A 23374-nucleotide genomic window follows, 5' to 3' on the forward strand; every position below is an offset into this window, starting at 1 on the left:
GCATTGGTCAATTGCGAAATAAATGCTAAGAACCTCTATACGAACAGGCTAAAATGCGCGCCCCGGCTAACCGCTGACCCAAATTCCATGCGCCCCACAAGGTTCGCTACGTGATCGAGTTTCAAAATGTGCATAAAACCTACCGCGTCGCCGGTAGGGACATCCCCGCGCTGCACCCGACCAACCTGAGTGTCGAAAACGGCCAGGTGTTCGGACTGATCGGCCACTCCGGTGCCGGCAAAAGTACCCTGCTGCGTCTGATCAACCGCCTGGAAGCCCCGAGCGGCGGCAAGATCATCGTCGACGGTGAAGATGTCACCGCCTTCAACGCCAACGACCTGCGGCGCTTCCGCCAACAGGTCGGGATGATCTTCCAGCACTTCAACCTGCTGGCCTCCAAGACCGTGGCCGACAACGTCGCCTTGCCGCTGATGCTGGCCGGCGAGCTGTCGCGCAAGGAAGTCGACACCCGCGTCAGTGAACTGCTGGCCCGGGTCGGCCTGTCCGACCACGCCAAGAAGTACCCGGCACAGCTGTCCGGCGGCCAGAAGCAGCGCGTCGGCATCGCCCGCGCCCTGGCCACCAAGCCGAAGATCCTGCTCTGCGACGAAGCCACCAGCGCCCTCGATCCACAGACCACGGCGCAGGTGTTGCAGCTGCTGGCCGAGATCAACCGCGAGCTGAAGCTGACCATCGTACTGATCACCCATGAAATGGACGTGATCCGTCGGGTCTGTGACCGCGTGGCGGTGATGGACGCCGGGCAGATCGTCGAACAGGGCCCGGTAGCCGATGTGTTCCTGCATCCGCAGCACCCGACCACCAAACGCTTCGTCCAGGAAGACGAGCAGATCGACGAAGACGAACAGCGCGACGACTTCGCTCATGTACCAGGCCGCATCCTGCGCCTGACCTTCCAGGGCGACTCCACCTACGCGCCGCTGCTGGGCACCGTTGCCCGCGAAACCGGCGTGGACTACAGCATCCTTGCCGGTCGCATCGACCGCATCAAAGACACCCCGTATGGGCAGCTGACTCTGGCCGTCACTGGCGGCGACATGGAAGCGGCCTTCGCCCGCTTCACGGCGGCTGATGTTCATATGGAGGTACTGCGTTGATGGACGCCTTGAGTTTCTTTGCCAACGTCGACTGGGCCGAAATCTGGCTGGCTACCATCGACACCATGATCATGCTGTTCGGCTCGCTGTTCTTCACCGTGCTGCTCGGCCTGCCACTGGGCGTGCTGCTGTTTCTCTGTGGCCCGCGCCAGCTGTTCGAGCAGAAAGGCGTGTATGCGCTGCTGTCACTGGTGGTCAACGTGCTGCGCTCGCTGCCGTTCATCATCCTGCTGATCGTGATGATTCCGTTCACCGTGCTGATCACCGGCACCTCGCTGGGCGTCGCCGGGGCCATTCCGCCGCTGGTGGTAGGGGCCACACCGTTCTTTGCGCGCCTGGTGGAAACCGCCCTGCGCGAAGTCGATCGCGGCATTATCGAAGCCACCCAGTCGATGGGCGCCACGACCCGGCAGATCATCACCAACGCCTTGCTGCCTGAAGCCCGTCCGGGCATCTTCGCCGCCATCACCGTCACCGCCATTACCCTGGTGTCCTACACCGCCATGGCCGGTGTGGTGGGGGCCGGCGGCCTGGGCGACCTGGCGATCCGCTTCGGCTACCAGCGTTTCCAGACCGACGTCATGGTGGTCACCGTGGTCCTGCTGCTGATACTGGTTCAAGTGCTGCAGAGCGTGGGCGACAAACTGGTTGTGCATTTTTCCCGTAAGTAACCCCGTGGGCCGGGGGCCGGATCGGCCCTCACAAGGAGTGATTTGATGAAAAAGCTGCTTGCTGTTGTCGCCGCCGTCGCGGCCTTCTCGGTTCAGGCCGAGACCCTGACCGTGGCCGCCACCCCAGTGCCACACGCCGAGATCCTCGAATTCGTCAAACCGATCCTGGCCAAAGAAGGTGTGGAGTTGAAGGTGAAGGTGTTCACCGACTACATCCAGCCGAACGTGCAGGTGGCCGAGAAGCGCCTGGACGCCAACTTCTTCCAGCACCAGCCGTACCTGGATGAATTCAACAAGGCCAAGGGCACTCACCTGGTCAGCGTTGCCGGCGTGCACCTGGAGCCCCTGGGCGCCTACTCCAACAAGTTCAAGGAACTTGATGAGCTGCCATCGACCGCCACCGTGGTCATCCCCAACGATGCCACCAACGGCGGTCGCGCCTTGCTGCTGCTGGACAAGGCCGGTGTGATCAAGCTCAAGGACAACACGAACATCCTGTCCAGCGTCAAGGACATCGCCCAGAACGGCAAGAACCTCAAGTTCCGCGAGCTGGAAGCGGCGACCATCCCGCGTGTGCTGACCCAGGTCGACCTGGCGCTGATCAACACCAACTACGCGCTGGAAGCCAAACTGGACCCGAGCAAGGACGCCCTGGTCATCGAAGGCAGCGACTCGCCTTACGTGAACATCCTGGTCACCCGTGAAGACAACAAGGATGCCGCGGCGGTGAAGAAGCTGGTTGCAGCCCTGCACACCCCGGAAGTGAAGACGTTCATCGAAGAGAAGTACAAGGGCGCGGTCAAGCCGGCGTTCTGAGTCAAATCGATCGCGGGGCAAGCCCGCTCCCACACGGATCTGCGTAGGAGCGGGCTTGCCCCGCGATGCATTCAATCGCGCTTAAGCAACACAGGCAGCTGGGCCACCAGCTTCTGATTGTTGAACGGCGCGCGAATAAAGCCGCGCTGCTTGCCATCCGGGCCAATCACGGCCAGGTTGCCACTGTGATCGACCGTGTAGTTCGGCTTGCTGGTATCGGCCGGAATGAACGGGATGCTCACCGCGTTGGCCAGTTTCTGGATGTTCTCCAGCGAGCCGGTCAGGCCACGGAAATCTTTGTCGAAATAGCCCAGGTACTGCTGCAGCTGCGCCGGGGTATCGCGGTTCGGGTCGACACTCACCAGCACCACCTGCAAGCGCTCGACTGCCTCCTTGGGCAGTTCGCTCTTGACCTGACGCAGCTGGGCCAGGGTGGTTGGGCAGATGTCCGGGCAGAAGGTGTAGCCAAAGAACAGCAGCGACCACTTGCCCTTGAGCTCGTCCACCGCGACGACCTGACCCTTCTCGTCGGTCATCTCCAGACTCGGCACACTGCGGCTCTGCGGCAGCAGGATGATGCCGGCGTCGATCAGCTCGGTCGGGTTGCCCTCGCTACGACCATTGAGCACCTTGTTGACGGTAAGCCCCAGGATCACAGCGACCAGGGCAACGAGGATGAAGACGGTTTTCTGGGTTCGAGTCATAGGTTCAACAGTAGGTAGTGGTCTACAAGCAGCGCGATGAACAACAGCAACAGGTACCAGATCGAGTACTTGAACGTCTTGATCGCCGCGTGCGGTCTGCTGCCACGGTACAACACCCAGGCCCATTGCAGGAAGCGCACGCCCAGCAGCAGCGCACAGGCCAGGTAGAGCGGCCCGCTCATGTGGATGGCAAAGGGCAGCAGGCTGACCGCCAACAGAACCAGGGTATAAAGCAGGATGTGCACCTTGGTGTAATGCTCGCCGTGGGTCACCGGCAGCATCGGGATATCCGCCTTCGCGTACTCCTCCTTGCGGTGAATGGCCAGCGCCCAGAAGTGCGGCGGGGTCCAGGCAAAGATGATCAGCACCAGCAGCAAGGGCTCGGCGCTGATGTGCCCGCTGACCGCCACCCAGCCCAGCAGCGGCGGCGCCGCACCGGCCAGGCCGCCAATCACGATGTTCTGCGGTGTCGCGCGTTTGAGAAAGCCGGTGTAGATCACCGCATAACCGAGCAACGATGCCAGGGTCAGCCAGGCGGTGAGGGCATTGGTGAAGCACAGCAACAGGGTCATCCCCAGCAGCGCCAGCAGCAGGGCAAAGGTCAGGGCTGCGGCGGGCGCCACCCGGCCTTCGGCCAGCGGGCGTTTGTGGGTGCGCGCCATCAGGGCGTCGATCCGCCGGTCCACCACATGATTGACCACGGCGGCCCCGGCCGCGCAACACGCGATGCCCAGGTTACCGAACAGCAGCACGGCCCAGGGCACCCCCGCGCGGGTGGCGAGAAACATGCCCACCAGCGAGGTGATCAGCATCAGCACCACCACCTTGGGCTTGGTCAGCTCCAGGTAGTCACGCCAGCCCGCCCGGAGTCTGCTCCCGGTCAGAAGCGTCGCCATGAGTTATCTCCCAGATAGTGAATGACACCGCCACTGCCGACCGGTGTCAGGCGCCAGCCCTGGCTGACTCGACGAACCTTCGCCTTGGCCACCAGGCGAATGCGGTAATTGACCAGCACCATGCACAGCAACAGCAGGGCGCCACCGGCGTTGTGTGCCACGGCCACTGCCAACGGCAAGTGGAACAACACATTGCTGATGCCCAGGCCAACCTGCAGCGCCAGCGCCAGCAGCACCAGTCGGGCCAGGTTGCCCAGGCCATGACGGTGCAGTTTCCAGCTCAGCAACAACAGTACGCAGGTCACCAGCAGGGCGCCCATTCGGTGGCTGAGATGGATGGCCGTGCGCGCATCGCTGTCCAGCTGCCCGCCCAGGTAGTTCGGCCCGATGTGCTGGGTCAGGTGAAAGCCGTTGGCAAAATCCGCCTGTGGCCACCACTGGCCATGGCAGGTCGGCAGATCGATGCAGGCCACCGCGGCATAGTTGGCGCTGACCCAGCCGCCCAGGGCGATCTGGCCGATCACCACCAGCAACGCCAGCGCCGCCACGCGCCGCACACTCAGTGGCAGTTTGGGCAGGGGCGCAAACGCCCGGGACAAGCGCAGGCTCAACAGGAACAACAGACTCAGGGTGGCAAAACCGCCTAGCAAATGGGCGGTCACCACCTGCGGCCACAGCTTGAGGGTCACGGTCCACATGCCAAAGGCCGCCTGGGCGAACACCACGCCGAGCAGCAACAAGGGCAGGCGATAGGGTTGACCGTCACGGCCATGGCGACGCCAGGCCTGCAGGGCGAGCAGGGTGATCACCAGCGCCAGGGTACCGGCGAAGTAACGATGGACCATCTCGTTGCGGCCCTTGTGCGCTTCCACCGGGGTGTCGGGGAAGTGCAGTTCGGCATGGGCCAGTTGCGCTTCGGTCTTGGGCACGCTGATGAAGCCGTAGCACCCCGGCCAGTCCGGACAGCCCAGCCCGGCGTGGGTGAGGCGGGTGTAGGCACCGAGCAGGACAACAACCAGTGCCAGCAGGGTGGCGAATACAGCGAGGCGGTATCCAGGTCTGGCCATGGTGATGTCCTACCCGATATTGGACAGCTTCAGTAGATGGCGCAGGTCGTTGAGCAGGTCCTTGCCCTTGACCTTGGCGTCGTAGCGCAGCACCAGGTTGCCGTGGGGATCGACAATCCACAGCTGTGCATCCTGCTTGCCCTGACTGGCTGCACCGTACTTGCCCAGGTCCAGTGGATAGTGCTGCAGTTGCGGATACTCGCGATCGAGCCGGGCCTGATAATCGCTGCCCAGGGGTTGGGCGGTGGCCAGGGCGTGACTGGCGCGACTGGCGTCACGGCCCAGTCCGATCTGGACCTGCCGGGCCAGGTACACCAGTTGCTGGCAGTCCAGGGCACAGGCCCCCGGGGCACTGACCAGCAACTGCCAGCGCTGCTCAGCGCTGTTCACGCCAAGGTCGGCACGGCTCTGGCCATTGCCGATCATCTCGCCGTGATAACTGCGACTCTCAGGCACCCAGAACTGGAACTTGTACATGCCGGTCGCCAGCAGCATCGGCCCGATCACCACCAGCAGGATCAGGATCAGTTGCAGGCGCCCCCGCGCCCGTCCGGAAGGCGTCTTGCCTTCAGACATGTTGAGTGGATTGCTGACCGCTCCCATGCTGTTTCTCCTTGTTGTTATGCCAGCCGAAGTAGAGGTAAAGCAGTACCAGCGCCACGGCCAGAGCAAACCATTGCACGGCGTAGCCGAGGTGTTTCTCCGGGCCCAGGGCGACCACCGGCCAGTCCAGCCGGTAACTGGCCGGGCCCGCTTCCAGGCGCAGCTCATGGGCAAAGCCTTCGCGCGCCAGCTGTTGCCAGATATGGCCGGCATCGACCGCCGTCAGCAGCCTTGGCCAGCTGCCGTCTTCAGGATCGGCATGCAGCTGGAAGGTGGCGCCGGGGGCGACATAGACCCAGGCCTCCAGGCTCAGCGCCTGCGGCGGGGTAGTGAACTGCACCGGCAGGCGCCGGTCCGGCCAGGGCAGCCAGCCGCGATTGACCAGCAGCCAGAGCCCGCTGGCCTGGTCGAAAAAGGGTTGCAGCAGCTCGACGCCGACCTGGCCATCACGCATGCGGTTATCCAGCAACAGGCTGTGCCGGGCATCGAACTGGCCAAACAGGTGCACCCGGCGGTAGGCCGGGTCCTGCAACAGCGGCAGCTGTGCCGCGCCCAAGGGCTCACTGGCCTGGCGTTCGGCATAGCTGGCGAGCAGGGCACGTTTCTGTTCGGCACGCCCCAGCTGCCAGCAGCCCAGGCCAATCAGCCCGGGCAACAGCATCAGCACCACCAGGGTCGGCACCCAACCGGGGCGAAATGGCTTCACCCGGTCACCCCATGGTCAGTCGCTATACTTAAAGTCATCGGTGCATCCCCCCCGGAGTTTCGCCATGCTCAAAGCCGCGATTGTCCTGATGCTGTTGGCCACCATCGCCAGCCTGTTCAGTGGCCTGTTCTTTCTGGTCAAGGACGATGGACATTCCACCCGCTTGCTCAAAGCCCTGACCGTGCGGGTCAGCCTTGCCGCGCTGACCCTGGTATTGATCACCTGGGGCTTCTACAGCGGCCAACTGGTATCCCACGCACCGTTCTGACGACGGCTACAGCACATAAACAAAGATAAACAGCCCCACCCAGACCACATCCACAAAGTGCCAGTACCAGCTGGCCGCCTCGAAACCGAAATGCTTGTCGGGATCGAAATGCCCGCGCAGGATGCGCATCAACATCACGAACAGAATCAAGGTCCCCATGGTCACGTGGGCACCATGGAAGCCTGTGAGCATGAAGAAGGTCGCACCGTAGATGCCCGAGCCCAGGGTCAGGCCAAGCTTGGTGTACGCCTCGTGGTACTCGTAGGCTTGCAGCACCAGGAAGCCGATGCCCAGGGCAATGGTCAGCGCCAGCCAGAATTTCAGCGCGCCGCGGTGATCCTTGCGCAAGGCATGGTGGGCGATCGTCACGGTGACGCTGGAGCTGACCAGCAGGATGGTGTTGATCAGCGGCAGGTGCCAGGGATCGATGATTTCCCTGGGCGGTGGAAACAGCTTCGGATCCGGGGTGTTGAGCAATGGCCAGGAAAACTCGAAGTTCGGCCAGAGCATGTGTGTCACGCCCTTGGCGCCTTCGCCTCCCAGCCAGGGTCCGGCCAGGTTGCGCACATAGAACAGCGCACCGAAGAAGGCGATGAAGAACATCACCTCGGAAAAAATGAACCAGGACATGCCCCAGCGGAAGGAGCGGTCCAGCTGCGAGCTGTAGAGCCCGGCACGACTTTCCTTGACCACTGCGCCGAACCAGCCGAACAGCATGTAGGCCAGGCACAAGGCACCGAAGAAGAAGATCCACGGTCCATGAGACTCGGGACGGCCGGCCTTGAGGTCGTTGAACCAGGTGCCCAGGCCGAACACCGTGATGAACATGCCGACCGTGGCGATGATCGGCCACTTGCTTTGCGCCGGTACGTAGTAGTGCTCATGGGAAGCCATTGACGGTTCTCCTTATCGGGCGCCCTGTGAGTCCTGGCCTGCCAGTTGGGCAACGGGCGGGTGGCGGGCGGTGATATCGAACAACGTGTAAGCCAGTGTCAGGTGTTTCACATCCCTGGGCAGGTCGCGGTCGACGATAAAGCGCACCGGCATCTCGATGCGTTGCCCCGGCTGCAGCACCTGCTGGGTGAAGCAGAAACATTCGGTCTTGTGGAAATACGCCGCCGCCTCGGCCGGGGTGACGCTGGGGATCGCCTGGGCCGTCATGGGCTTGTCCGTCGGGTTGCGGGCAATGAACACCATCTCGTTGACCGCTCCCGGGTTGACGTCGATCTGGTCGGCGGTGGAGTGGAACTCCCAGACCATGTCGCTGGCGTTGGTCGACATGAACTGCACCTTCACCGTGCGCTCCGGGTCGGCCTCCTGGGTTGCCTGGTACTGCCCGCCGGTCTTGCCGTTGATGCCAAAGGCCTTGCACATCACGTCATAGATCGGCACCAGGGCAAAACCGAAGGCGAACATCACCACGGTCAGCAGCAGCAACCGCACGACCAGGCGCTTGAGCGAAATCCCTTCACTCATGACTGCATCCTCCGAAGGTCGCCGTTCATTTCACATCCGGCGGGGTCTGGAAGGTGTGGTAGGGCGCCGGTGAAGGCACCGTCCATTCCAGCCCATCGGCGCCGTCCCAAGGCTTGGCCGGCGCAGGCTCACCGCCGCGAATGCACTTGATGACGATGAACAGGAAGAAGATCTGCGTGGCGCCGAAGGTAAAGGCACCGATCGACGAGACCATGTTGAAGTCGGCGAACTGCAGGTTGTAGTCCGGAATCCGCCGCGGCATGCCGGCCAGGCCAACGAAGTGCATGGGGAAGAAGGCCATGTTCATGCCGATGAACGACAACCAGAAGTGCAGCTTGCCCAGGGTTTCGTCGTACATGTGCCCGGTCCATTTGGGCAGCCAGTAGTAAGCCGAGGCAAAGATGCCGAAGATCGCCCCGGGCACCAGCACGTAATGGAAGTGGGCGACCACGAAGTAGGTGTCGTGGTACTGGAAGTCCGCCGGGGCGATGGCCAGCATCAGCCCGGAAAATCCGCCGATGGTGAACAGGATAACGAAGGCGATGGCGAACAGCATCGGCGTCTCGAAGGTCAGCGAGCCTTCCCACATGGTGCTGACCCAGTTGAACACTTTCACCCCGGTGGGCACGGCGATCAGCATGGTGGCGTACATGAAGAACAGCTCGCCGACCACCGGGATGCCGACCACGAACATGTGGTGGGCCCAGACGATAAAGGACAGGAAGGCGATCGCCCCGGTGGCGTAGACCATCGAGGTGTAGCCGAACAGCGGCTTGCGCGAGAACGCCGGGATGATCGAGCTGACCGCGCCGAACGCCGGCAGGATCATGATGTACACCTCCGGGTGCCCGAAGAACCAGAACACGTGCTGGAACAGCACCGGGTCACCGCCACCGGCGGCACTGAAGAAGCTGGTGCCGAAGTGGATGTCCATCAGCATCATGGTTACCACCCCCGCCAGCACCGGCATCACCGCGATCAGCAGGAACGCTGTGATCAGCCAGGTCCAGACGAACAGCGGCATTTTCATCAGCGTCATGCCCGGGGCACGCAGGTTGAGGATGGTGGCGATGACGTTGATCGCGCCCATGATCGAACTGATACCCATCAGGTGGATGGCGAAGATGAAGAAGGTCACGCTTTCCGGTGCGTAGGTGGTGGACAACGGCGCGTAGAAGGTCCAGCCGAAGTTCGGCCCGCCCCCCGGCATGAACAGGGTCGAAACCAGCAGCAGGAAGGCCGCCGGCAACAGCCAGAAACTGAAGTTGTTCATCCGCGGCAGGGCCATGTCCGGCGCGCCGACCATCAGCGGTATCATCCAGTTGGCCAGGCCGACGAAGGCCGGCATCACCGCACCGAAGACCATCACCAGACCGTGCATGGTGGTCATCTGGTTGAAGAATTCCGGCTGGACAATCTGCAAGCCGGGCTGGAACAGCTCGGCACGGATCACCATGGCAAAGGAGCCGCCCAGCAGGAACATGCTGAAGCTGAACCACAGGTACATGGTGCCGATGTCCTTGTGGTTGGTGGTCAGCACCCAACGCATCAACCCTTTGGCCGGCCCGTGGGCGTGGTCATGGCCGGCATGACCGTGCTCGTCGATCACTGCACTCATGTCCTGTCTCCTGAAGTCGGTCATTTGCTTTCGGCCTGTTTAAGTGCCAGCACGTCCTTCGGCGTGACCATGTCGCCCTTGTTGTTGCCCCAGGCGTTGCGCTCGTAGGTCACTACGGCGGCGATATCCACTTCCGACAGTTGCTTGCCGAAGGCGGCCATGGCGGTGCCCGGCTTGCCGTGGAAGACGATGCCCAGGTGTTCTTCCTTGGGTCCTGTGGCGATCTTCGAGCCCTTGAGCGCCGGGAACATCGGCGGCAGGCCCTGGCCTTCGGCCTGGTGACAGGCCACGCAGGTGGTGTGGTAGACCTTGTCGCCACGCTCGACCAGCTCTTGCAGGGTCCAGTCCTTGCTGGTCAGCTCCTTGAGCTTGGCGGCTTCGGCCTTGCGCTCACCCAGCCAGGTTTCGTAGTCGGCCTTGGACTTGACCTCGACCACCACCGGCATGAAACCGTGATCCTTGCCGCACAGTTCGGTGCACTGGCCGCGGTAGATGCCGGGCTTCTCGATGCGGGTCCAGGCTTCGTTGACGAAGCCGGGAATGGCGTCGCGCTTGACCGCGAAGGCCGGTACCCACCAGGAGTGGATCACGTCGGCGGCGGTGACCAGAAAGCGCACCTTGGCCCCCACCGGCAGCACCAGCGGCTGGTCGACTTCGAGCAGGTAGTGCTCGTCCTTGGGCGCCTTGTTGTGGATCTGGTCGGCGGGGGTGGCCAGGTTGCTGAAGAACTCGACGTCCTGGCCCAGGTACTTGTAGTGCCACTTCCACTGGTAGCCGGTGACCTGGATGTCGACGTCCGATTCGCTGGCATCGTAGATATCGATCAGGGTCTTGGTGGCCGGAATGGCCATGGCCACCAGGATCAGGAACGGCACTACCGTCCACATGATCTCGACCCAGGTGTGCTCGTGGAAATGCGCAGGCTGCTGGCCGGTGGAACGACGGTGGATGATCATCGACCAGAACATCGCGCCGAAGACCACCAGGCCGATGATCACGCAGATCCAGAAGATGGTCATGTGCAGGTCGAACACTGCGTTGCTGACTTCAGTCGCCCCTGGCGCCATGTTCACGGTCCAGGCGGCGTTGGCCTGACCGAATACCGACCACAACAGGAGGCCCATCCAGACGTGTGGATGTCGCATCATTGCGGGTTCCCCTTATCGTTCTTGTTATCCCGGAGGCGTGGACCTACGGCTAAGGGTACGGCGGCCAAGACTGCGAACTTCGACGACCGAGCCCCCTGCGAACTACAGTCGGGCCTCATCAGCGAATCACTTTCAACCGGAGTATAGACAGCGACCTCGACCACGCAATGCGATCGAAAAAATCAAACCGGCCAGGTTGAACGTTTGCGCGCCAGCCCGCGAAACACGCGGGATGAAGCACAATGATGGCATTTAGATATAATTCATCACTATAAGAAACCGCCAGTTATGCAAAATGCGTCTTAACGCTGGACAGAACCGAGCTACCTTATGTCTTCCGTTTGTCACGCCTTTTTCCTGGAGTTGTCATGAACATCGCCGCTTTGCGCGAGCAGATTACCCGTGCCCATCAACATGAGACCAAAACCGGCCAACTGAAAGACCAACTCATCAAACAACTGCCGCACCTGCACCCTTCGATCCAGCTGCCGGAAACCAATGCCCAGGACGCATTGACCCGCTTCGTCAGCGCCTACATCGACCAGGTGCCGGAAATGCTCGAGGCCGCCAACGAAGTGGCCCGCGAGGCTGGCATCGAGTCGCAGATCAAACCGGTGCTGAAAATCGCCGAAGAGTATTTTCTGCAACCACCGAAAATCATGAACGGCCATGTCGGCCTCGGTTGCCTGCTGGATGAAGCCTACCTGGCGCATCGCCTGGTGGAAGAGGTGAACGACCTGTACATCAAGCACTTCCAGCAGCCGTTGATCCCGCTGGATACCACCGTGGCCAACCTGATCGCCCACCAGCTGATCGGCGAAGAGTTTGCCAACCAGCTGGATGAAGTGGTGCACCACTCAGTGGACGAGATGCTCGATGACCAGAGCTTCGCCCTGGAGTCGGTCGAAGCTTACCGCGAGAAACTCAGCAGCCCGGATACCGGCGCGGCATGGAAGCGCTGGCCTTGCCTGTCGCGGCAACTGGGTGTGGGGCTGGAGCTGGATCAGTCGGCGTGATGCCGAGTCGGCGGCGATGCCGGCTCCCACAGGATGTAGGAGCGGGCTTGCCCCGCGATGGCAACACCGCCCCTTAAGCTCAAGCCCCCAAGCCGACTGTTGTGCGCACTCGCCCCTCGACCCGCCGCTTGAGGCGACGCTGTTCGATCAGCAAGCGCGCCCCCTTGCCCGCATTGGCCCGTCCCCAGTCCTCGAGCAGTTCGAGGCATGAGTGGTCGATATAACTGAGGTTGGCCAGCGGCACATGCAGCGTGGTGCCCGCCGGAATCCCTTCGAGCACCTGGGCCAGCGCCGGTACCTTGAGGAACGTCGCCGCACCGCTCAACCGCAGTTCCATATGCCCGGGCGCATCGAGGCTGGCCACACTGATCTTCAAGCGTGCGGCTTTGAGCGCCAGCTTGAGCAGTGTCAGGGCAAAACCAAGCAGCACGCCGGTCAACAGGTCGGTGAAGATGATCGCCAGCGCCGTCGCGGCATAGGTGTACATCGGCATCCGACCGTATCGGCCCAGGCCACGGAACGCCTTGAAATCGACCAGTTTGAAGCCGGTGAAGACCAGCACACCCGCCAGGCTTGCAACCGGGATCTGTTGCAGCACACGGCTCAAGATCACGACAAAGGCCAGCAGCCAGACCCCGTGCAGGATCGTCGACAGCCTTGTCCGGGCACCGGCCTGGACATTGGCCGAACTGCGCACGATCACCCCGGTCATCGGCAACGCGCCCAGCACACCGCAGAGCATGTTCCCCAGCCCCTGGGCTGACAGTTCTCGATCGAAATCCGAGCGTTGGCCGTCGTGCATGCGGTCGACCGCAGCAGCGGAAAGCAAGGTTTCGGCACTGGCGATGAAGGCCAGGGCAAAGGCGGCGACCAGCAGGTTCGGATCAGCGAGGTTGAGCAGGTCAGCCGGGCGCAGCCAGTCGATGGCCTGGCTGAGGTCCGCCGGCACCTGGACCCGGTTCACCGGCAATGCCAACCCGATGCTGATGGCGGTCATCAGGGCGACACCGAGCAATGCTCCGGGTACAAAGCGCAGCGACTGTGGTCGTAGCCGCTCCCATCCCCACATCACGGCGATGGTACCGAGCCCCAATGCTCCGGCCTGCCAGCCGTTGCCCTGGCTTTCCAGCGGCAAGGCCTGGGCCAGGGTCGCCGGAAAACCCAGCAAGTTGGCCAACCCCGACGGCTGCGGCGCACTGTCGAACATCACGTGCAGCTGGGACAACACAATCAGCACACCGATACCGGCGAGCATGCCGTATACCACCGCAGGCGCCGTGACCCGGAACCAGCAGCCCAGCCGCAAGCGTCCCGCCAGCAGTTGCAGCAACCCTGCCAGCAACAGGATCGGGCCGAGCATCGCCACGCCATGCTGGCGTACCAGCTCGAACACCAGCACCGCCAGGCCCGCCGCCGGGCCACTGACCTGCAGAGGCGAACCCGCCAGCCAACCGACCACGATGCCACCGATGATCCCGGTAATCAGGCCCTTGGCCGGGGGCATGCCCGAGGCGATTGCGATGCCCATGCACAAGGGCAGGGCGACCAGGAATACCACCACTGAAGCCAGTAATTCGCGCGGCAATGCCGCTTTGATCTGTGTCTTGTTCACCCTGTCACTCCTTCTCTCAAGGTTTACGGCCACTCCAATGGCCGACAGCACGTTCCCTGACGCACAGGCAGGCGCAGGCCGCCAGCGGGCTGGCAAAGGCAGTCAGGGAAATTCAAGGCAGCCGATAACCAGGCCGCACCCATGGGGTGCAGCCGTCAATCAGCGTGTTGCAGGAAGCGGGGACGCTTAGTAGCGGCCTTTCGGGGTGGCGCTAGGGATTGGCTGGCCAGCAGCCAAAGGCAGGAAACGGTCGCTTGCAGCGTCGTAGGCTTCGATCTGGCTGGTTTCGATGTCGTAGATCCAGCCATGGATATGCAACTGGCCGGCCGCCAGGCGCGATGCCACCGAGGGGTGGGTGCGCAGGTGGTGCAACTGGGCGATGACGTTTTCCTTGGTCAGCACCTGCATGCTTTCATGCTCGCTGCCGCAGGAGCAGTTGTCCTCGACCACCGTACGGGCGACCTCGGCATGACGCAGCCAGGCTTTGACCGTCGGCATCTTCTCGAGGCTGTTGGGGTTGAGCACCGCACGCATGGCACCGCAATCGGAGTGACCGCAAATGATGATGTGGTGCACACCCAGGGCCAGCACGGCATATTCGATGGCGGTGGACACGCCGCCGTTCATCTGCCCGTAAGGAGGCACGACGTTACCCACGTTACGGGTAACGAACAGGTCGCCAGGGGAGCTCTGGGTGATCAGTTCGGGCACGATGCGCGAGTCGGCACAGGTGATGAACATCGCACGAGGCGCTTGAGCGGTGGCGAGCTTCTTGAACAGCTCCTGCTGCTCAGGAAAGACTTCATGGTGAAACCGCAGGAAGCCGTCGACGATGTGCTTCAGGGCGGCATCGGCGCTCTCGGCAGGGGCAGCCGGGACGGCCTTGGATGGGTCCTTGACGGGCATGATTCATCCTCTTTGACGGTTTTTAGGTTAAGTCCATTTTACCGGGTTGATGATTCAAACAGCGCATGACATTTGGATGACGTACGCGCGCCAACAATCACATCATTTGTTGACTGAATTCCTACACTACTCGGAAAAACTTAACTCAAACTGAATTGCGCGGCTCTAGAACGGGCGTTCCAGAGTTTTTAAGAGGTACCAAAATAGTATCAAAAAAACATCAGTGGCCAATACCCATTACTGGAATCAGAGCAGTGACATCTGCCTTCCCGGGGGGCAAAAGGCGCTGCAATCCAGCGAGTAGCCCTCACGACGATTCAGCCCCAAACGGCGAATAGCCTTGCTGAATCGCTGCGCCAACAGCTCGGCAAATACACCCTCACCGCGCATGCGTGCGCCAAAACGACTGTCGTACAGCTCACCACCACGGCTCTGGCGGATCAGGCTCAGGACATGACTGGCACGTTGCGGGTAATGATCCTGCAGCCATTGCTCGAACAGCGGGGCGACTTCCAACGGCAGGCGCAACATCATGTATGCCGCACTCAGGGCGCCATTGGCCTTGGCCGCCTCCAGCAGGTGTTCAAGCTCACTGTCGTTGATCATCGGGATCATCGGCGAGCACAACACCCCGACCGCAATGCCAGCCTCACTCAGCACCCGGATTGCCCGCAACCGTGCCTTGGGCGCTGCCGCCCGGGGTTCGAGGGTGCGCTTTAGCTCGTCGTCGAGCGTGGTCAGGCTGATCATCACCGTCACCAGGCGTTGCCGGGCCAACTCACTGAGCAGATCCAGATCACGCAGGATCAGCGAACCCTTGGTGACGATGGTGACCGGGTGACGGTAACGCAGCAGCACTTCCAGCAGGCGCCGGGTCAGTTGCTGTTCGCGCTCGATGGGCTGGTAAGGGTCGGTGTTGGAACCCAGGTTGATCGGCGCACAGACGTAGCCGGGCTTGCTCAATTGCTGTTCGAGCACGGCGGCCGCGTTGGTCTTGGCGATCAGCTTGGTTTCGAAGTCCAGCCCGGGCGACAGATCCCAATAGGCGTGGCTGGGGCGGGCATAGCAGTAGATACAGCCGTGTTCACAACCGCGATACGGATTGATCGAGCGGTCAAAGGGCAGGTCAGGCGAGTTGTTGCGGGTGATGATGCTCTTGGCGGTTTCGATGCGCACTTCGGTGCCCTGGGTAAGGGGCACTTCCTGGTACCAGCCGTCATCCTCGGCTACCGAGCGATTGGGGGCGAAGCGGTTGTGGGGGTTGCTGGTGGTTCCACGCCCGCGCAATGGCGCTTGAGGAGTAAACATGCAAACAACCCCATATACTGTTTTTATGTACAGTACACGGGGTGTTCTCATTGTGCCAGTACCGCTTGGCAGCCGCCGGGCTACGACTGTTCAAACGTTCGCTGCGCGGTCGAGAAAAGCCTGCATGGACACAGACATTGATCGCGACGCTCCTGGAGCCAGCAGCTCCTGGCGCATTGCCTGCCCCAGGCGAGGGTTGAAAACGCCGTTCGCCCTGAACTGGGCGAATACTTCAATGGCATTCGCCTCTGCCCACAGATAGCAGTAGTACCCCACATCGTACCCGGTGACTATGTAATCAAAACCATTGACGAAGCGGTCATTGCTGGCCAGTGGCAATACCTGGGTTCGCGAATAAACACGCTCAACCACTTGCTGGATACTGCGCCCCTCAGCGTAACTTCGGTGCAATTCGAAATCGAGCAGAGACCGCTTCAACTCCTCGGCAATCTCCAGCCCCCGCTGGGTTTCTCGCGCCGCCAACCATTGCTGAATATCGGCAAGCGCAGCAGGCGCCCCACTCACTCGATGCTTCGAAACAGACTGCAGGCACTCTGCCGACCAACACCACTGTTCCAGCAGTTTGGCGACAAACTCAGACAGGTCGTGGCCCAATTCGCTAATGCTGTTCAAGCGCCTGTTGCTGTTGGTCATGAGCACCTGCTGAAGGCAATGATGGAACTCATGGAACAGCTTGCACAGGTCCCGATGTCCCATTTGTGATTTATCCGGCTCATAGGCGCCAAACAACACCGCGACCGGTAGCGACAGATTTCCCTCGGCATCTACATGGCGATTACGAATGGCAAGCGCCCAGGGATAGTTCGGCTTGCCGGGACGGGCGTAGACATCCAGGTAGATATGGCCGAGCACGACGCCAGCTTCAGCGACTTGCAGCAGTTGTACTTGCGAATCCCAGGTTTGCCCATCAACGCTGCTGATCGTAAGACCATACAGCTGCTCGGCCAAACCCGTCAGCCCACTCACAACCGAGTCGAAGGAAAAGTATTCACTCAGGGCCTGGTCGAGATCGGCGCCATCAGCCTCGCGCATCTTTTGCGCATAAAACGAGTAATCCCACGGCTGTAGATCATCACAACCCTGGCTGTTGGCGAATGCCCTGAGTTCACGGGCCTCACGCTGGAGTCTTGGTAGGCTGCGATCGATCTGCGTGTTCAGGAACGCTTCAACCTCTGCGCTCGACTGCGCAGCCTTGGTTTGCAGGCTCAGCTCGATAAAATCGGTAAAACCCAACAGCTGGGCCTTTTCGTGACGCAGACGCAGTAATGCCTGCAGTACCGGCTGGTTGTCGATCAGGTGTTGCCCAGCAACCTGATCGGATGCTCGCGTCACATAGGCCAGGTAGACCTCTTTGCGCAGTTCACGGTTCTGCGCATAGCGCAGGACCATGTCATCGACAGGCTCAAAACCAAGCGTTAACAACCAGCCGTCGAGATGCGTCGCTTGAGCTGCGTTGTGCATGACCTGCAGGTCCGCAGCGGGCACACCGGCCAACTCGGACATATCGGTGATGTGCCTGGTCCATTGCTGGGAAGCAACCTCTAAATTATTCCGAAACTCTGCTTCAAGGTTTGCAATAGTCGCGACCTGTTCGGCAAATTGCGGCCTATCAGAAACAGCAATGTTCGCTCCTTCAAGTTGAAAGTCGCGAAGGATACGAGCCAGTACCGCTTGCTGTTCATCGGTGAAGCCCCTTGTATCCAGCCGCTGATAAGCATCATGGAGTGCAGCGTTCTGATGTTTTGCTGCGCGGTAAGCCTTTTGCACTGCCTCACAAGCACCGAATGCAGCGCCCCACTCTTCATCAGTGAATAGCAATGGCACCAAGGCATGGAAGACATCTTCCAGGCGCTTGTCGAGTGCCTCAACAGCCAGTACCAGGCCATTCCAGGTTGGAGAATCGGCTTCGCGCTCGATGATCTGCGCCAGTGCCGAGCTATTATCCTCGGCGATTTGCTGTATCGCAGGTTGCAGGTCCTCTACACGCACACTGGCATAGGGGAACAGATCGAAAGGTTGCAGCAGGGGGTTAGGACGGGACATGCGTCGTTCCTGGGGGTGGTTGGACATGACCGCCAACCTACCGCCAGGACGAACGCTTGCTGATCTAGATAACTACCGCAAATTGCCTCCCGAAACAGCTATGAAGAGGCACCACGTCAGTCTTTTTCAGCCGGCTTCTTCAACTTCGGATTTGGAAAGAACTGCACAGTTTGCACCTTGGCCTCGGCGGGTTTCACCTCGACCTTGTTGACCCGGGTACCGAGCTCCTTGGGCACCGACAGCCCTTGTTCGTTAAGGGTGTCGGAAAACCCGCAGGCCACACACTCACGATGCGGAACGCTGTCTTCGCTCCACATCATCAGCTTGTCCGGCTCGCTGCACGCCGGGCAGACCGCCCCGGCGATAAAGCGTTTTTTCGTCTTGTTCACAGGCGCATCACTCATGCCGCCGCATCCTCACTCAGGCCACTATGGCGCAAGAGTGCATCGATCGACGGCTCACGGCCACGGAAGTCGACGAACAGCAGCATCGGCTCTTGGGATCCACCGCGGGCCAGGATGGCTTCGCGGAAGGCGCGACCGGTTTCAGCGTTGAGCACACCTTCTTCCTCGAAGCGCGAGAAGGCGTCGGCCGAGAGCACTTCAGCCCACTTGTAGCTGTAGTAACCCGCCGCGTAACCACCGGCGAAAATATGCGCAAAGCTGTTGGGGAAGCGGTTGTACGCCGGCGGACGCATCACCGAGACCTCGTCGCGGATGCCTTCGAGCACTTGCAGCACGCTGCGGCCATCGCCGTGGTGGGCATGCAGCTCGAAGTCGAACAGCGAGAACTCCAGCTGGCGGACCATCATCAGGCCAGACTGGAAGTTCTTCGCCGCCAGCATTTTCTCCAGCAGGTCCTGGGGCAGGGCTGCGCCGGTTTCGTAGTGACCGGAAATCAATGCCAGGCCCTCGGGCTCCCAGCACCAGTTTTCCATGAACTGGCTTGGCAGCTCCACGGCATCCCAGGCCACGCCGTTGATGCCGGAAACACCGGCATGCTCGATGCGGGTCAGCAGGTGATGCAGGCCGTGACCGAACTCGTGGAACAGGGTGGTGACTTCATCGTGGGTCAATAGTGCCGGCTTGCCGGGGGCTGCCGGGGTGAAGTTGCACACAAGGTTGGCCACCGGGCTCTGCAGCTCGCCGTCCGCGGCGCGGCGGCGATCGCGGGCACCATCCATCCAGGCGCCGCCGCGCTTGTTGGCGCGGGCATAGAGGTCGAAGAAGAAGCGCCCGACGTGATGGCCGTGCTCCTTGATTTCGAACAGGCGCACGTCCGGGTGCCAGGTATCGAAGCCCTTGAGCTCGGTGATTTCGATACCGTAGAGACGCTGGACAATGCTGAACAGGCCGGACAGCACCTTGTCGATCGGGAAGTAGGCACGCAGGGTTTCCTGGGAAACGCTGTAGCGCTGCTCGCGCAATTTTTCGCCGAAGTAACCGCTGTCCCAGCTCTGCAGGTCAGGGCAACCCTGCTCGGCGGCATAGGCCTTGAGCTGGGCCAGGTCCTGGGTGGCAAACGGCTTGCTGCGTTGGGCCAGGTCGCGCAGGAAGCTCAGCACCTGATCGCTGGACTCAGCCATCTTGGTCGCCAGGCTCAGCTCGGCATAGTTGGGGTAACCGAGCAGCTCGGCCAGCTCCTGGCGCAGGTCGAGGATTTCGCGCATCACCGGGCCGTTGTCGAACTGACCGGCATTGGGGCCCTGGTCGGAGGCGCGGGTGCAGTAGGCCGCGTAGATCTCTTCGCGCAGGGCACGGTCCTGGGCGTAGGTCATCACGGCATAGTAGCTGGGGAACTCCAGGCTGATCAGCCAGCCGTCGAGGCCCTTGGCCTGGGCGGCGGCAGCCATCTGCGCCTTGGCCGAGTCGGTCAGGCCGGCCAGCGCGGCCTCGTCCACGACATGCTTGGTCCAGGCCTGGGTGGCATCGAGCAACTGGTTGGAGAAGCGGCTGCCCAGCTCGCTCAGCTTGCTCTGTACTTCGGCGTAACGCTGCTGCTTGTCGGCCGGCAGGTCGATACCCGACAGGCGGAAATCACGCAGGGCGTGTTCGAGAATAGTCTTTTGCGCCACGTCGAAGCCGGCGGCCTCGGGGCTAGCGATCAGCGCTTCATAGGCCTGGAACAGCTCACGGTTCTGGCCCAGTTCAGTGGAATACGCGCTCAATGCCGGCAGGCAGGCCTCATAGGCTTCGCGCAGCTCGGCGCTGTTGCACACGGCATTGAGGTGACTGACCGGGCTCCAGGCGGCGCCCAGGCGGTCGTTGAGTTCGTCCATGGCCAGGATCAGGCCAGCCCAGGTCGGGTTCTGGCCCTGGGTCTTGAGGATCTCGGCAATGGCGGTACGGTTGTCGGCAAGGATCTGTTCAATCGCCGGCTGCACATGCTCGGCACGGATTGCCGAGAAGGGCGGCAAGTCATAAGACTGCAGTAGCGGGTTGGTCGCACTCACGGTTAAACACCTTGGCAGAAGAAACACGGGACCATCTTAATTACAATCGACGCCGACCGCAGCCCTATCACCACTAAAGAGAACCCCTATCATGGCCATCCGCAGCTTCCAGAACCAGATGCCCCGCCTGGGCGAGCGCGCCTTTGTCGACCGCAGCGCCGTGGTACTGGGCGATGTCGAAATCGGTGACGACAGCTCGGTATGGCCGTTGACGGTGGTGCGCGGCGACATGCACCGTATCCGTATCGGCGCCCGTACCAGCGTGCAGGACGGCAGCGTGCTGCACATCACCCATGCCGGCCCTTTCAACCCGGACGGTTTTCCGTTGCTGATCGGCGATGATGTAACCATTGGTCACAAAGTCATGCTCCATGGCTGCACGCTGGGCAACCGGATCCTGGTGGGCATGGGCAGCACCATCATGGACGGCGCGGTGGTCGAGGACGAAGTGATCATTGGCGCCGGCAGCCTCGTGCCACCGGGCAAACGCCTGGAAAGCGGCTTTCTCTACGTCGGCAGCCCGGTCAAGCAGGCCCGTGCCCTGACCGAAAAGGAGCGCGCCTTCTTTCCCTACAGCGCCAGCAACTACGTCAAACTCAAGGACCAGCACCTGGCCGAAGGCTACCACCTGCCTGAGTGAACCAGCCCGCAGCCTTAATCGAGACCACCATGCATCAACAAACGATCCTCTTCGACCTGGACGGCACCCTGACCGACCCACGCCTGGGCATCACCCGCTCGATCCAGTACGCCCTGGCCAAGCTGGGCATCGATGAGCCGGACCTGGCTCGCCTGGAACACTTCATCGGCCCGCCCTTGCTGCAGGCCTTCATGCAGTTCTACGGCTTCGACGAGGCCAAGGCCTGGGACGCGGTGAACTTCTATCGCGAGCGCTTCAAGGTCACCGGCCTGTACGAAAACCAGGTGTTCGACGGTGTCCATGAACTGCTGACGGCCCTGAACGGGCAGGGCAGGACGCTGTACATCGCGACCTCCAAGCCTTGGGAGTTCGCCCGCGAGATCGCCCGGCATTTCGAGTTCGACCACCACTTCAAGGTGATCTACGGCAGCGAGCTGGACGGCACCCGTACCAACAAGGTCGAGCTGATCGCCCACCTGTTGGCCGAAGAGTCCCTGGACCCTTCGCAGACGCTGATGATCGGCGACCGCAAGCACGACCTGATCGGCGCCCGCAGCAACGGCCTGGAAGCGGTGGCGGTGGGGTACGGCTTCGGCAGCCAGGAAGAATTGATGGCGGAGCAGCCGGCTTATCACTTTGCCACCCTGGATGAGCTGCATCGGGCGTTCTTGCGGGCCTGATGGCCTCAATCGCGGGGCGAGCCCGCTCCTACAGGTGGGATGCTCCGCAAGGCCTGATGCCGCTGATCAAGCGGCAAGCGCCCCAGGGTCTCGACCCGCTGGTAGAACGCCTGCCAATCGCCGCCCACTTGGGCGAACAACGCCGCAAATGCCGGCACCCACTGGTCGTACAGGCCAAAGGGCAGCAGCTTGGCGTTGTTCATCGGCGCATTGATCCAGGCGTCATAAGGCCCGACACCTTTCCACTGGGTATCACGCAGGACCCGATAGTCGCGACGCAGGCGCTCGAATTCGGCCTGCTTGCCCGCGCGCTTGGCTGGCTCGGTGAGGGGCGCTGCGTACAAGGTCTTCAGCCGTTCCCGGCTGGCCAGGACCAGGCCGACGAACTGGTCTCGTTGCCGGCTGTCGTCCCCGGTATTCGCTGCCAGGCCGCGGGCCGCACGCCACTGGCGCGTGCCTTCCTGCTCGACGAAGGTGGCAAAGGATTCGTTGAAGGCGGTGTCGTCCTGCACATACACCCGCTGATGCGCCAGTTCATGGAAGATCACCGTGGCCAGGCGCTCGTCGCCCCAGCGCAGCATGGTGTTGAGGATCGGGTCGTCGAACCAGCCCAGAGTCGAGTAGGCCTCCACGCCGCCGATGTAGACATCCAGGCCCTGCTGCTTCTGCAGCGCTGCCGCGCCCCGGGCGGCGCCCTGGCTGTAGTAGCCGCGATAGGCCACGCAGCCGGCAATGGGAAAGCAGTGGGTTTGCGCCTCGAGGGAAAATTCCGGGGTGGCGAACACGTTCCAGACCACAAAGGGCCGGCCGATGTCGGCATATACCCGATAACTGCGGTTGTCCGGCAGCTTCAAGTGCTCGCTGGCGAAGGCCCGCGCCTGCTCCGCCTGCTCCAGGTGCGCGCGCAACGCCGGCGGGGTGGCAGGATCGGCCAGCACCTCGGGCACCGGCTTGCGTGCCTGCAAAAGCTGCAATTGGCCCGTGGCCAACTGACCGTAGTAACTGACGCTGACACAACCGTTCAGCAGAACGCCAAGCAACAGGGGAACCAAACGGCGTAAAAAAAGGTCGAGTGCCCCAGAACTTGAGCGCAACAGAAGAAATAGTCGAAGCATCCGCGTCCCGTCATCCCGCTCAAGAACTCATCCGCTTCAAGACTATCCTGCCCGGCTGGAGTTTTGCCATGCGTACACTGCTTGTCGTCAGCGCCACTGTGTTGTTGTCCGGTTGCGCCGGCCTGCTAATGCCAACCCCCGATCCCAACCAGGCCTGGGTCGACCTTGCGCCGAGCCCGGATGAAACCCTGCACGCCCTGCAGGTGGACGACCGTGACTGGACCGACAAGCGCTATTTCGAAGTACCGCCCGGTAGCCACGAGCTGACCGTGCGCTACCTGTTCCCGGTGATACCGAGCAATATCGGCCCGGTCAGCGAACCGCTGTGGCGCGACTGCCAGTTGAATGTGAAATACAAGGATTTCGCTGCCGGTGGGCGGTACCAACTGGAAGCCGGCAGCATCGGTTTCCGACCCTGGGCCAAGCTCTACGACGAGCAGGGCAAACTGGTCAGCAAAGGGCTGCCGGCAGGCTGTCAAAGCACCTGATC

General features: G+C 61.8%; 24 protein-coding genes. 8 read left to right on the forward strand and 16 right to left on the reverse strand.

The window, feature by feature from the left end; translation table 11 throughout:
* The first annotated feature begins 110 nt into the window (after positions 1 to 110).
* The 3 genes from ACIQUS_RS00225 to ACIQUS_RS00235 are packed head-to-tail and all read left to right on the forward strand — an operon-like array spanning position 111 to position 2605.
* Positions 111 to 1118, forward strand: a complete 1008-nt coding sequence (locus ACIQUS_RS00225) for a methionine ABC transporter ATP-binding protein (protein WP_403041362.1) — start codon at positions 111 to 113, stop codon at positions 1116 to 1118.
* Entirely contained in the window at positions 1118 to 1789 is a 672-nt protein-coding gene (locus ACIQUS_RS00230; RefSeq protein WP_038605236.1) for a methionine ABC transporter permease, read from the forward strand. The genes ACIQUS_RS00225 and ACIQUS_RS00230 overlap by 1 nt, the downstream gene beginning before the upstream one ends.
* A 45-nt stretch (positions 1790 to 1834) precedes the next feature.
* Complete coding sequence (locus tag ACIQUS_RS00235) at positions 1835 to 2605, forward strand: MetQ/NlpA family ABC transporter substrate-binding protein (RefSeq protein WP_403041365.1); 771 nt, start codon at positions 1835 to 1837, stop codon at positions 2603 to 2605.
* A gap of 71 nt (positions 2606 to 2676) precedes the next feature.
* On the opposite strand, the gene ACIQUS_RS00240 is transcribed toward ACIQUS_RS00235, so the two are convergent.
* The 5 genes from ACIQUS_RS00240 to ACIQUS_RS00260 are packed head-to-tail and all read right to left on the reverse strand — an operon-like array spanning position 2677 to position 6581.
* A complete protein-coding gene (locus ACIQUS_RS00240) occupies positions 2677 to 3309 on the reverse strand; it encodes an SCO family protein (RefSeq protein WP_403041367.1) in 633 nt (210 codons plus the stop codon).
* Entirely contained in the window at positions 3306 to 4205 is a 900-nt protein-coding gene (cyoE, locus tag ACIQUS_RS00245) for a heme o synthase (RefSeq protein ID WP_403041369.1), read from the reverse strand. The genes ACIQUS_RS00240 and cyoE overlap by 4 nt, the downstream gene beginning before the upstream one ends.
* A complete protein-coding gene (locus ACIQUS_RS00250) occupies positions 4190 to 5272 on the reverse strand; it encodes a heme A synthase (protein ID WP_403041371.1) in 1083 nt (360 codons plus the stop codon). Before ACIQUS_RS00250 ends, cyoE begins: the two co-directional genes overlap by 16 nt.
* Before the next feature lie 9 nt (positions 5273 to 5281).
* Positions 5282 to 5875, reverse strand: a complete 594-nt coding sequence (locus tag ACIQUS_RS00255; protein WP_403041373.1) for a hypothetical protein — start codon at positions 5873 to 5875, stop codon at positions 5282 to 5284.
* On the reverse strand, positions 5841 to 6581 hold the full coding sequence (locus ACIQUS_RS00260; RefSeq protein WP_403041375.1) for an SURF1 family protein: 741 nt from the start codon (positions 6579 to 6581) through the stop codon (positions 5841 to 5843). The genes ACIQUS_RS00255 and ACIQUS_RS00260 overlap by 35 nt, the downstream gene beginning before the upstream one ends.
* Positions 6582 to 6645: 64 nt before the next feature.
* On the opposite strand from ACIQUS_RS00260, the gene ACIQUS_RS00265 reads away from it, so the two are divergent.
* Positions 6646 to 6849, forward strand: a complete 204-nt coding sequence (locus ACIQUS_RS00265) for a twin transmembrane helix small protein (protein WP_403041377.1) — start codon at positions 6646 to 6648, stop codon at positions 6847 to 6849.
* A gap of 6 nt (positions 6850 to 6855) precedes the next feature.
* Here ACIQUS_RS00265 and ACIQUS_RS00270 read toward each other — a convergent pair whose 3' ends face one another.
* Genes ACIQUS_RS00270 through coxB form a run of 4 tightly spaced genes read right to left on the reverse strand, consistent with a single transcriptional unit; the run spans position 6856 to position 11091 of the window.
* On the reverse strand, positions 6856 to 7743 hold the full coding sequence (locus ACIQUS_RS00270) for a cytochrome c oxidase subunit 3 (RefSeq protein WP_403041379.1): 888 nt from the start codon (positions 7741 to 7743) through the stop codon (positions 6856 to 6858).
* Between the two features lie 12 nt (positions 7744 to 7755).
* Positions 7756 to 8325: a cytochrome c oxidase assembly protein gene (locus tag ACIQUS_RS00275; protein WP_403041381.1), complete on the reverse strand. Its 570-nt coding sequence runs from the start codon at positions 8323 to 8325 to the stop codon at positions 7756 to 7758.
* Positions 8326 to 8350: 25 nt separating this feature from the next.
* Positions 8351 to 9943, reverse strand: a complete 1593-nt coding sequence (gene ctaD / locus ACIQUS_RS00280) for a cytochrome c oxidase subunit I (RefSeq protein ID WP_403041383.1) — start codon at positions 9941 to 9943, stop codon at positions 8351 to 8353.
* Positions 9944 to 9963: 20 nt separating this feature from the next.
* Entirely contained in the window at positions 9964 to 11091 is a 1128-nt protein-coding gene (gene coxB / locus ACIQUS_RS00285; RefSeq protein ID WP_403041385.1) for a cytochrome c oxidase subunit II, read from the reverse strand.
* A 368-nt stretch (positions 11092 to 11459) separates the two neighbouring features.
* On the opposite strand from coxB, the gene ACIQUS_RS00290 reads away from it, so the two are divergent.
* Positions 11460 to 12107: a hypothetical protein gene (locus ACIQUS_RS00290; RefSeq protein ID WP_403041387.1), complete on the forward strand. Its 648-nt coding sequence runs from the start codon at positions 11460 to 11462 to the stop codon at positions 12105 to 12107.
* Positions 12108 to 12186: 79 nt separating this feature from the next.
* Here ACIQUS_RS00290 and ACIQUS_RS00295 read toward each other — a convergent pair whose 3' ends face one another.
* The 6 genes from ACIQUS_RS00295 to prlC form a co-directional block, all read right to left on the reverse strand.
* A complete protein-coding gene (locus ACIQUS_RS00295; protein WP_403041389.1) occupies positions 12187 to 13719 on the reverse strand; it encodes a SulP family inorganic anion transporter in 1533 nt (510 codons plus the stop codon).
* A 186-nt stretch (positions 13720 to 13905) separates the two neighbouring features.
* Positions 13906 to 14625 (reverse strand): carbonic anhydrase, encoded by a 720-nt coding sequence (locus ACIQUS_RS00300; RefSeq protein ID WP_403041391.1) that lies wholly within the window; start codon positions 14623 to 14625, stop codon positions 13906 to 13908.
* Positions 14626 to 14871: 246 nt separating this feature from the next.
* On the reverse strand, positions 14872 to 15933 hold the full coding sequence (locus ACIQUS_RS00305) for a PA0069 family radical SAM protein (RefSeq protein ID WP_403041393.1): 1062 nt from the start codon (positions 15931 to 15933) through the stop codon (positions 14872 to 14874).
* A gap of 90 nt (positions 15934 to 16023) precedes the next feature.
* Positions 16024 to 17997, reverse strand: a complete 1974-nt coding sequence (locus ACIQUS_RS00310; RefSeq protein WP_403041395.1) for a M3 family metallopeptidase — start codon at positions 17995 to 17997, stop codon at positions 16024 to 16026.
* A 116-nt stretch (positions 17998 to 18113) separates the two neighbouring features.
* Entirely contained in the window at positions 18114 to 18401 is a 288-nt protein-coding gene (locus ACIQUS_RS00315; RefSeq protein ID WP_403041397.1) for a YheV family putative zinc ribbon protein, read from the reverse strand.
* Positions 18398 to 20449 (reverse strand): oligopeptidase A, encoded by a 2052-nt coding sequence (gene prlC, locus ACIQUS_RS00320; protein WP_403041399.1) that lies wholly within the window; start codon positions 20447 to 20449, stop codon positions 18398 to 18400. Before prlC ends, ACIQUS_RS00315 begins: the two co-directional genes overlap by 4 nt.
* Positions 20450 to 20540: 91 nt before the next feature.
* Here prlC and ACIQUS_RS00325 point away from each other — a divergent pair, with 91 nt between their 5' ends.
* Positions 20541 to 21089, forward strand: a complete 549-nt coding sequence (locus tag ACIQUS_RS00325; protein ID WP_403041401.1) for a gamma carbonic anhydrase family protein — start codon at positions 20541 to 20543, stop codon at positions 21087 to 21089.
* A 29-nt stretch (positions 21090 to 21118) separates the two neighbouring features.
* Positions 21119 to 21769 (forward strand): HAD family hydrolase, encoded by a 651-nt coding sequence (locus tag ACIQUS_RS00330; RefSeq protein ID WP_403041404.1) that lies wholly within the window; start codon positions 21119 to 21121, stop codon positions 21767 to 21769.
* A 5-nt stretch (positions 21770 to 21774) separates the two neighbouring features.
* On the opposite strand, the gene ACIQUS_RS00335 is transcribed toward ACIQUS_RS00330, so the two are convergent.
* A complete protein-coding gene (locus ACIQUS_RS00335) occupies positions 21775 to 22866 on the reverse strand; it encodes an aminopeptidase (RefSeq protein WP_403043003.1) in 1092 nt (363 codons plus the stop codon).
* 86 nt (positions 22867 to 22952) lie between these two features.
* On the opposite strand from ACIQUS_RS00335, the gene ACIQUS_RS00340 reads away from it, so the two are divergent.
* Positions 22953 to 23372 carry a hypothetical protein gene (locus tag ACIQUS_RS00340; protein WP_403041406.1) on the forward strand — a complete coding sequence of 140 codons (420 nt, stop codon included), beginning with the start codon at positions 22953 to 22955 and terminating at the stop codon, positions 23370 to 23372.
* Positions 23373 to 23374 lie beyond the last annotated feature (2 nt).

It is taken from the genome of Pseudomonas sp. NPDC090755, assembly GCF_044769005.1.
Classification (GTDB): Bacteria; Pseudomonadota; Gammaproteobacteria; order Pseudomonadales; family Pseudomonadaceae; genus Aquipseudomonas.

Coding starts and splice junctions, on each gene's coding strand:
- ACIQUS_RS00230 (WP_038605236.1), top strand. CDS start 1,118: ATGGACGCCTTGAGTTTCTTTGCCAACGTCGACTGGGCCGAAATCTGG.
- ACIQUS_RS00235 (WP_403041365.1), top strand. CDS start 1,835: ATGAAAAAGCTGCTTGCTGTTGTCGCCGCCGTCGCGGCCTTCTCGGTT.
- ACIQUS_RS00240 (WP_403041367.1), bottom strand. CDS start 3,309: ATGACTCGAACCCAGAAAACCGTCTTCATCCTCGTTGCCCTGGTCGCT.
- cyoE (WP_403041369.1), bottom strand. CDS start 4,205: ATGGCGACGCTTCTGACCGGGAGCAGACTCCGGGCGGGCTGGCGTGAC.
- ACIQUS_RS00250 (WP_403041371.1), bottom strand. CDS start 5,272: ATGGCCAGACCTGGATACCGCCTCGCTGTATTCGCCACCCTGCTGGCA.
- ACIQUS_RS00255 (WP_403041373.1), bottom strand. CDS start 5,875: ATGGGAGCGGTCAGCAATCCACTCAACATGTCTGAAGGCAAGACGCCT.
- ACIQUS_RS00265 (WP_403041377.1), top strand. CDS start 6,646: ATGCTCAAAGCCGCGATTGTCCTGATGCTGTTGGCCACCATCGCCAGC.
- ACIQUS_RS00270 (WP_403041379.1), bottom strand. CDS start 7,743: ATGGCTTCCCATGAGCACTACTACGTACCGGCGCAAAGCAAGTGGCCG.
- ACIQUS_RS00275 (WP_403041381.1), bottom strand. CDS start 8,325: ATGAGTGAAGGGATTTCGCTCAAGCGCCTGGTCGTGCGGTTGCTGCTG.
- ctaD (WP_403041383.1), bottom strand. CDS start 9,943: ATGAGTGCAGTGATCGACGAGCACGGTCATGCCGGCCATGACCACGCC.
- coxB (WP_403041385.1), bottom strand. CDS start 11,091: ATGATGCGACATCCACACGTCTGGATGGGCCTCCTGTTGTGGTCGGTA.
- ACIQUS_RS00290 (WP_403041387.1), top strand. CDS start 11,460: ATGAACATCGCCGCTTTGCGCGAGCAGATTACCCGTGCCCATCAACAT.
- ACIQUS_RS00300 (WP_403041391.1), bottom strand. CDS start 14,625: ATGCCCGTCAAGGACCCATCCAAGGCCGTCCCGGCTGCCCCTGCCGAG.
- ACIQUS_RS00305 (WP_403041393.1), bottom strand. CDS start 15,933: ATGTTTACTCCTCAAGCGCCATTGCGCGGGCGTGGAACCACCAGCAAC.
- ACIQUS_RS00310 (WP_403041395.1), bottom strand. CDS start 17,997: ATGTCCCGTCCTAACCCCCTGCTGCAACCTTTCGATCTGTTCCCCTAT.
- ACIQUS_RS00315 (WP_403041397.1), bottom strand. CDS start 18,401: ATGAGTGATGCGCCTGTGAACAAGACGAAAAAACGCTTTATCGCCGGG.
- ACIQUS_RS00325 (WP_403041401.1), top strand. CDS start 20,541: ATGGCCATCCGCAGCTTCCAGAACCAGATGCCCCGCCTGGGCGAGCGC.
- ACIQUS_RS00330 (WP_403041404.1), top strand. CDS start 21,119: ATGCATCAACAAACGATCCTCTTCGACCTGGACGGCACCCTGACCGAC.
- ACIQUS_RS00340 (WP_403041406.1), top strand. CDS start 22,953: ATGCGTACACTGCTTGTCGTCAGCGCCACTGTGTTGTTGTCCGGTTGC.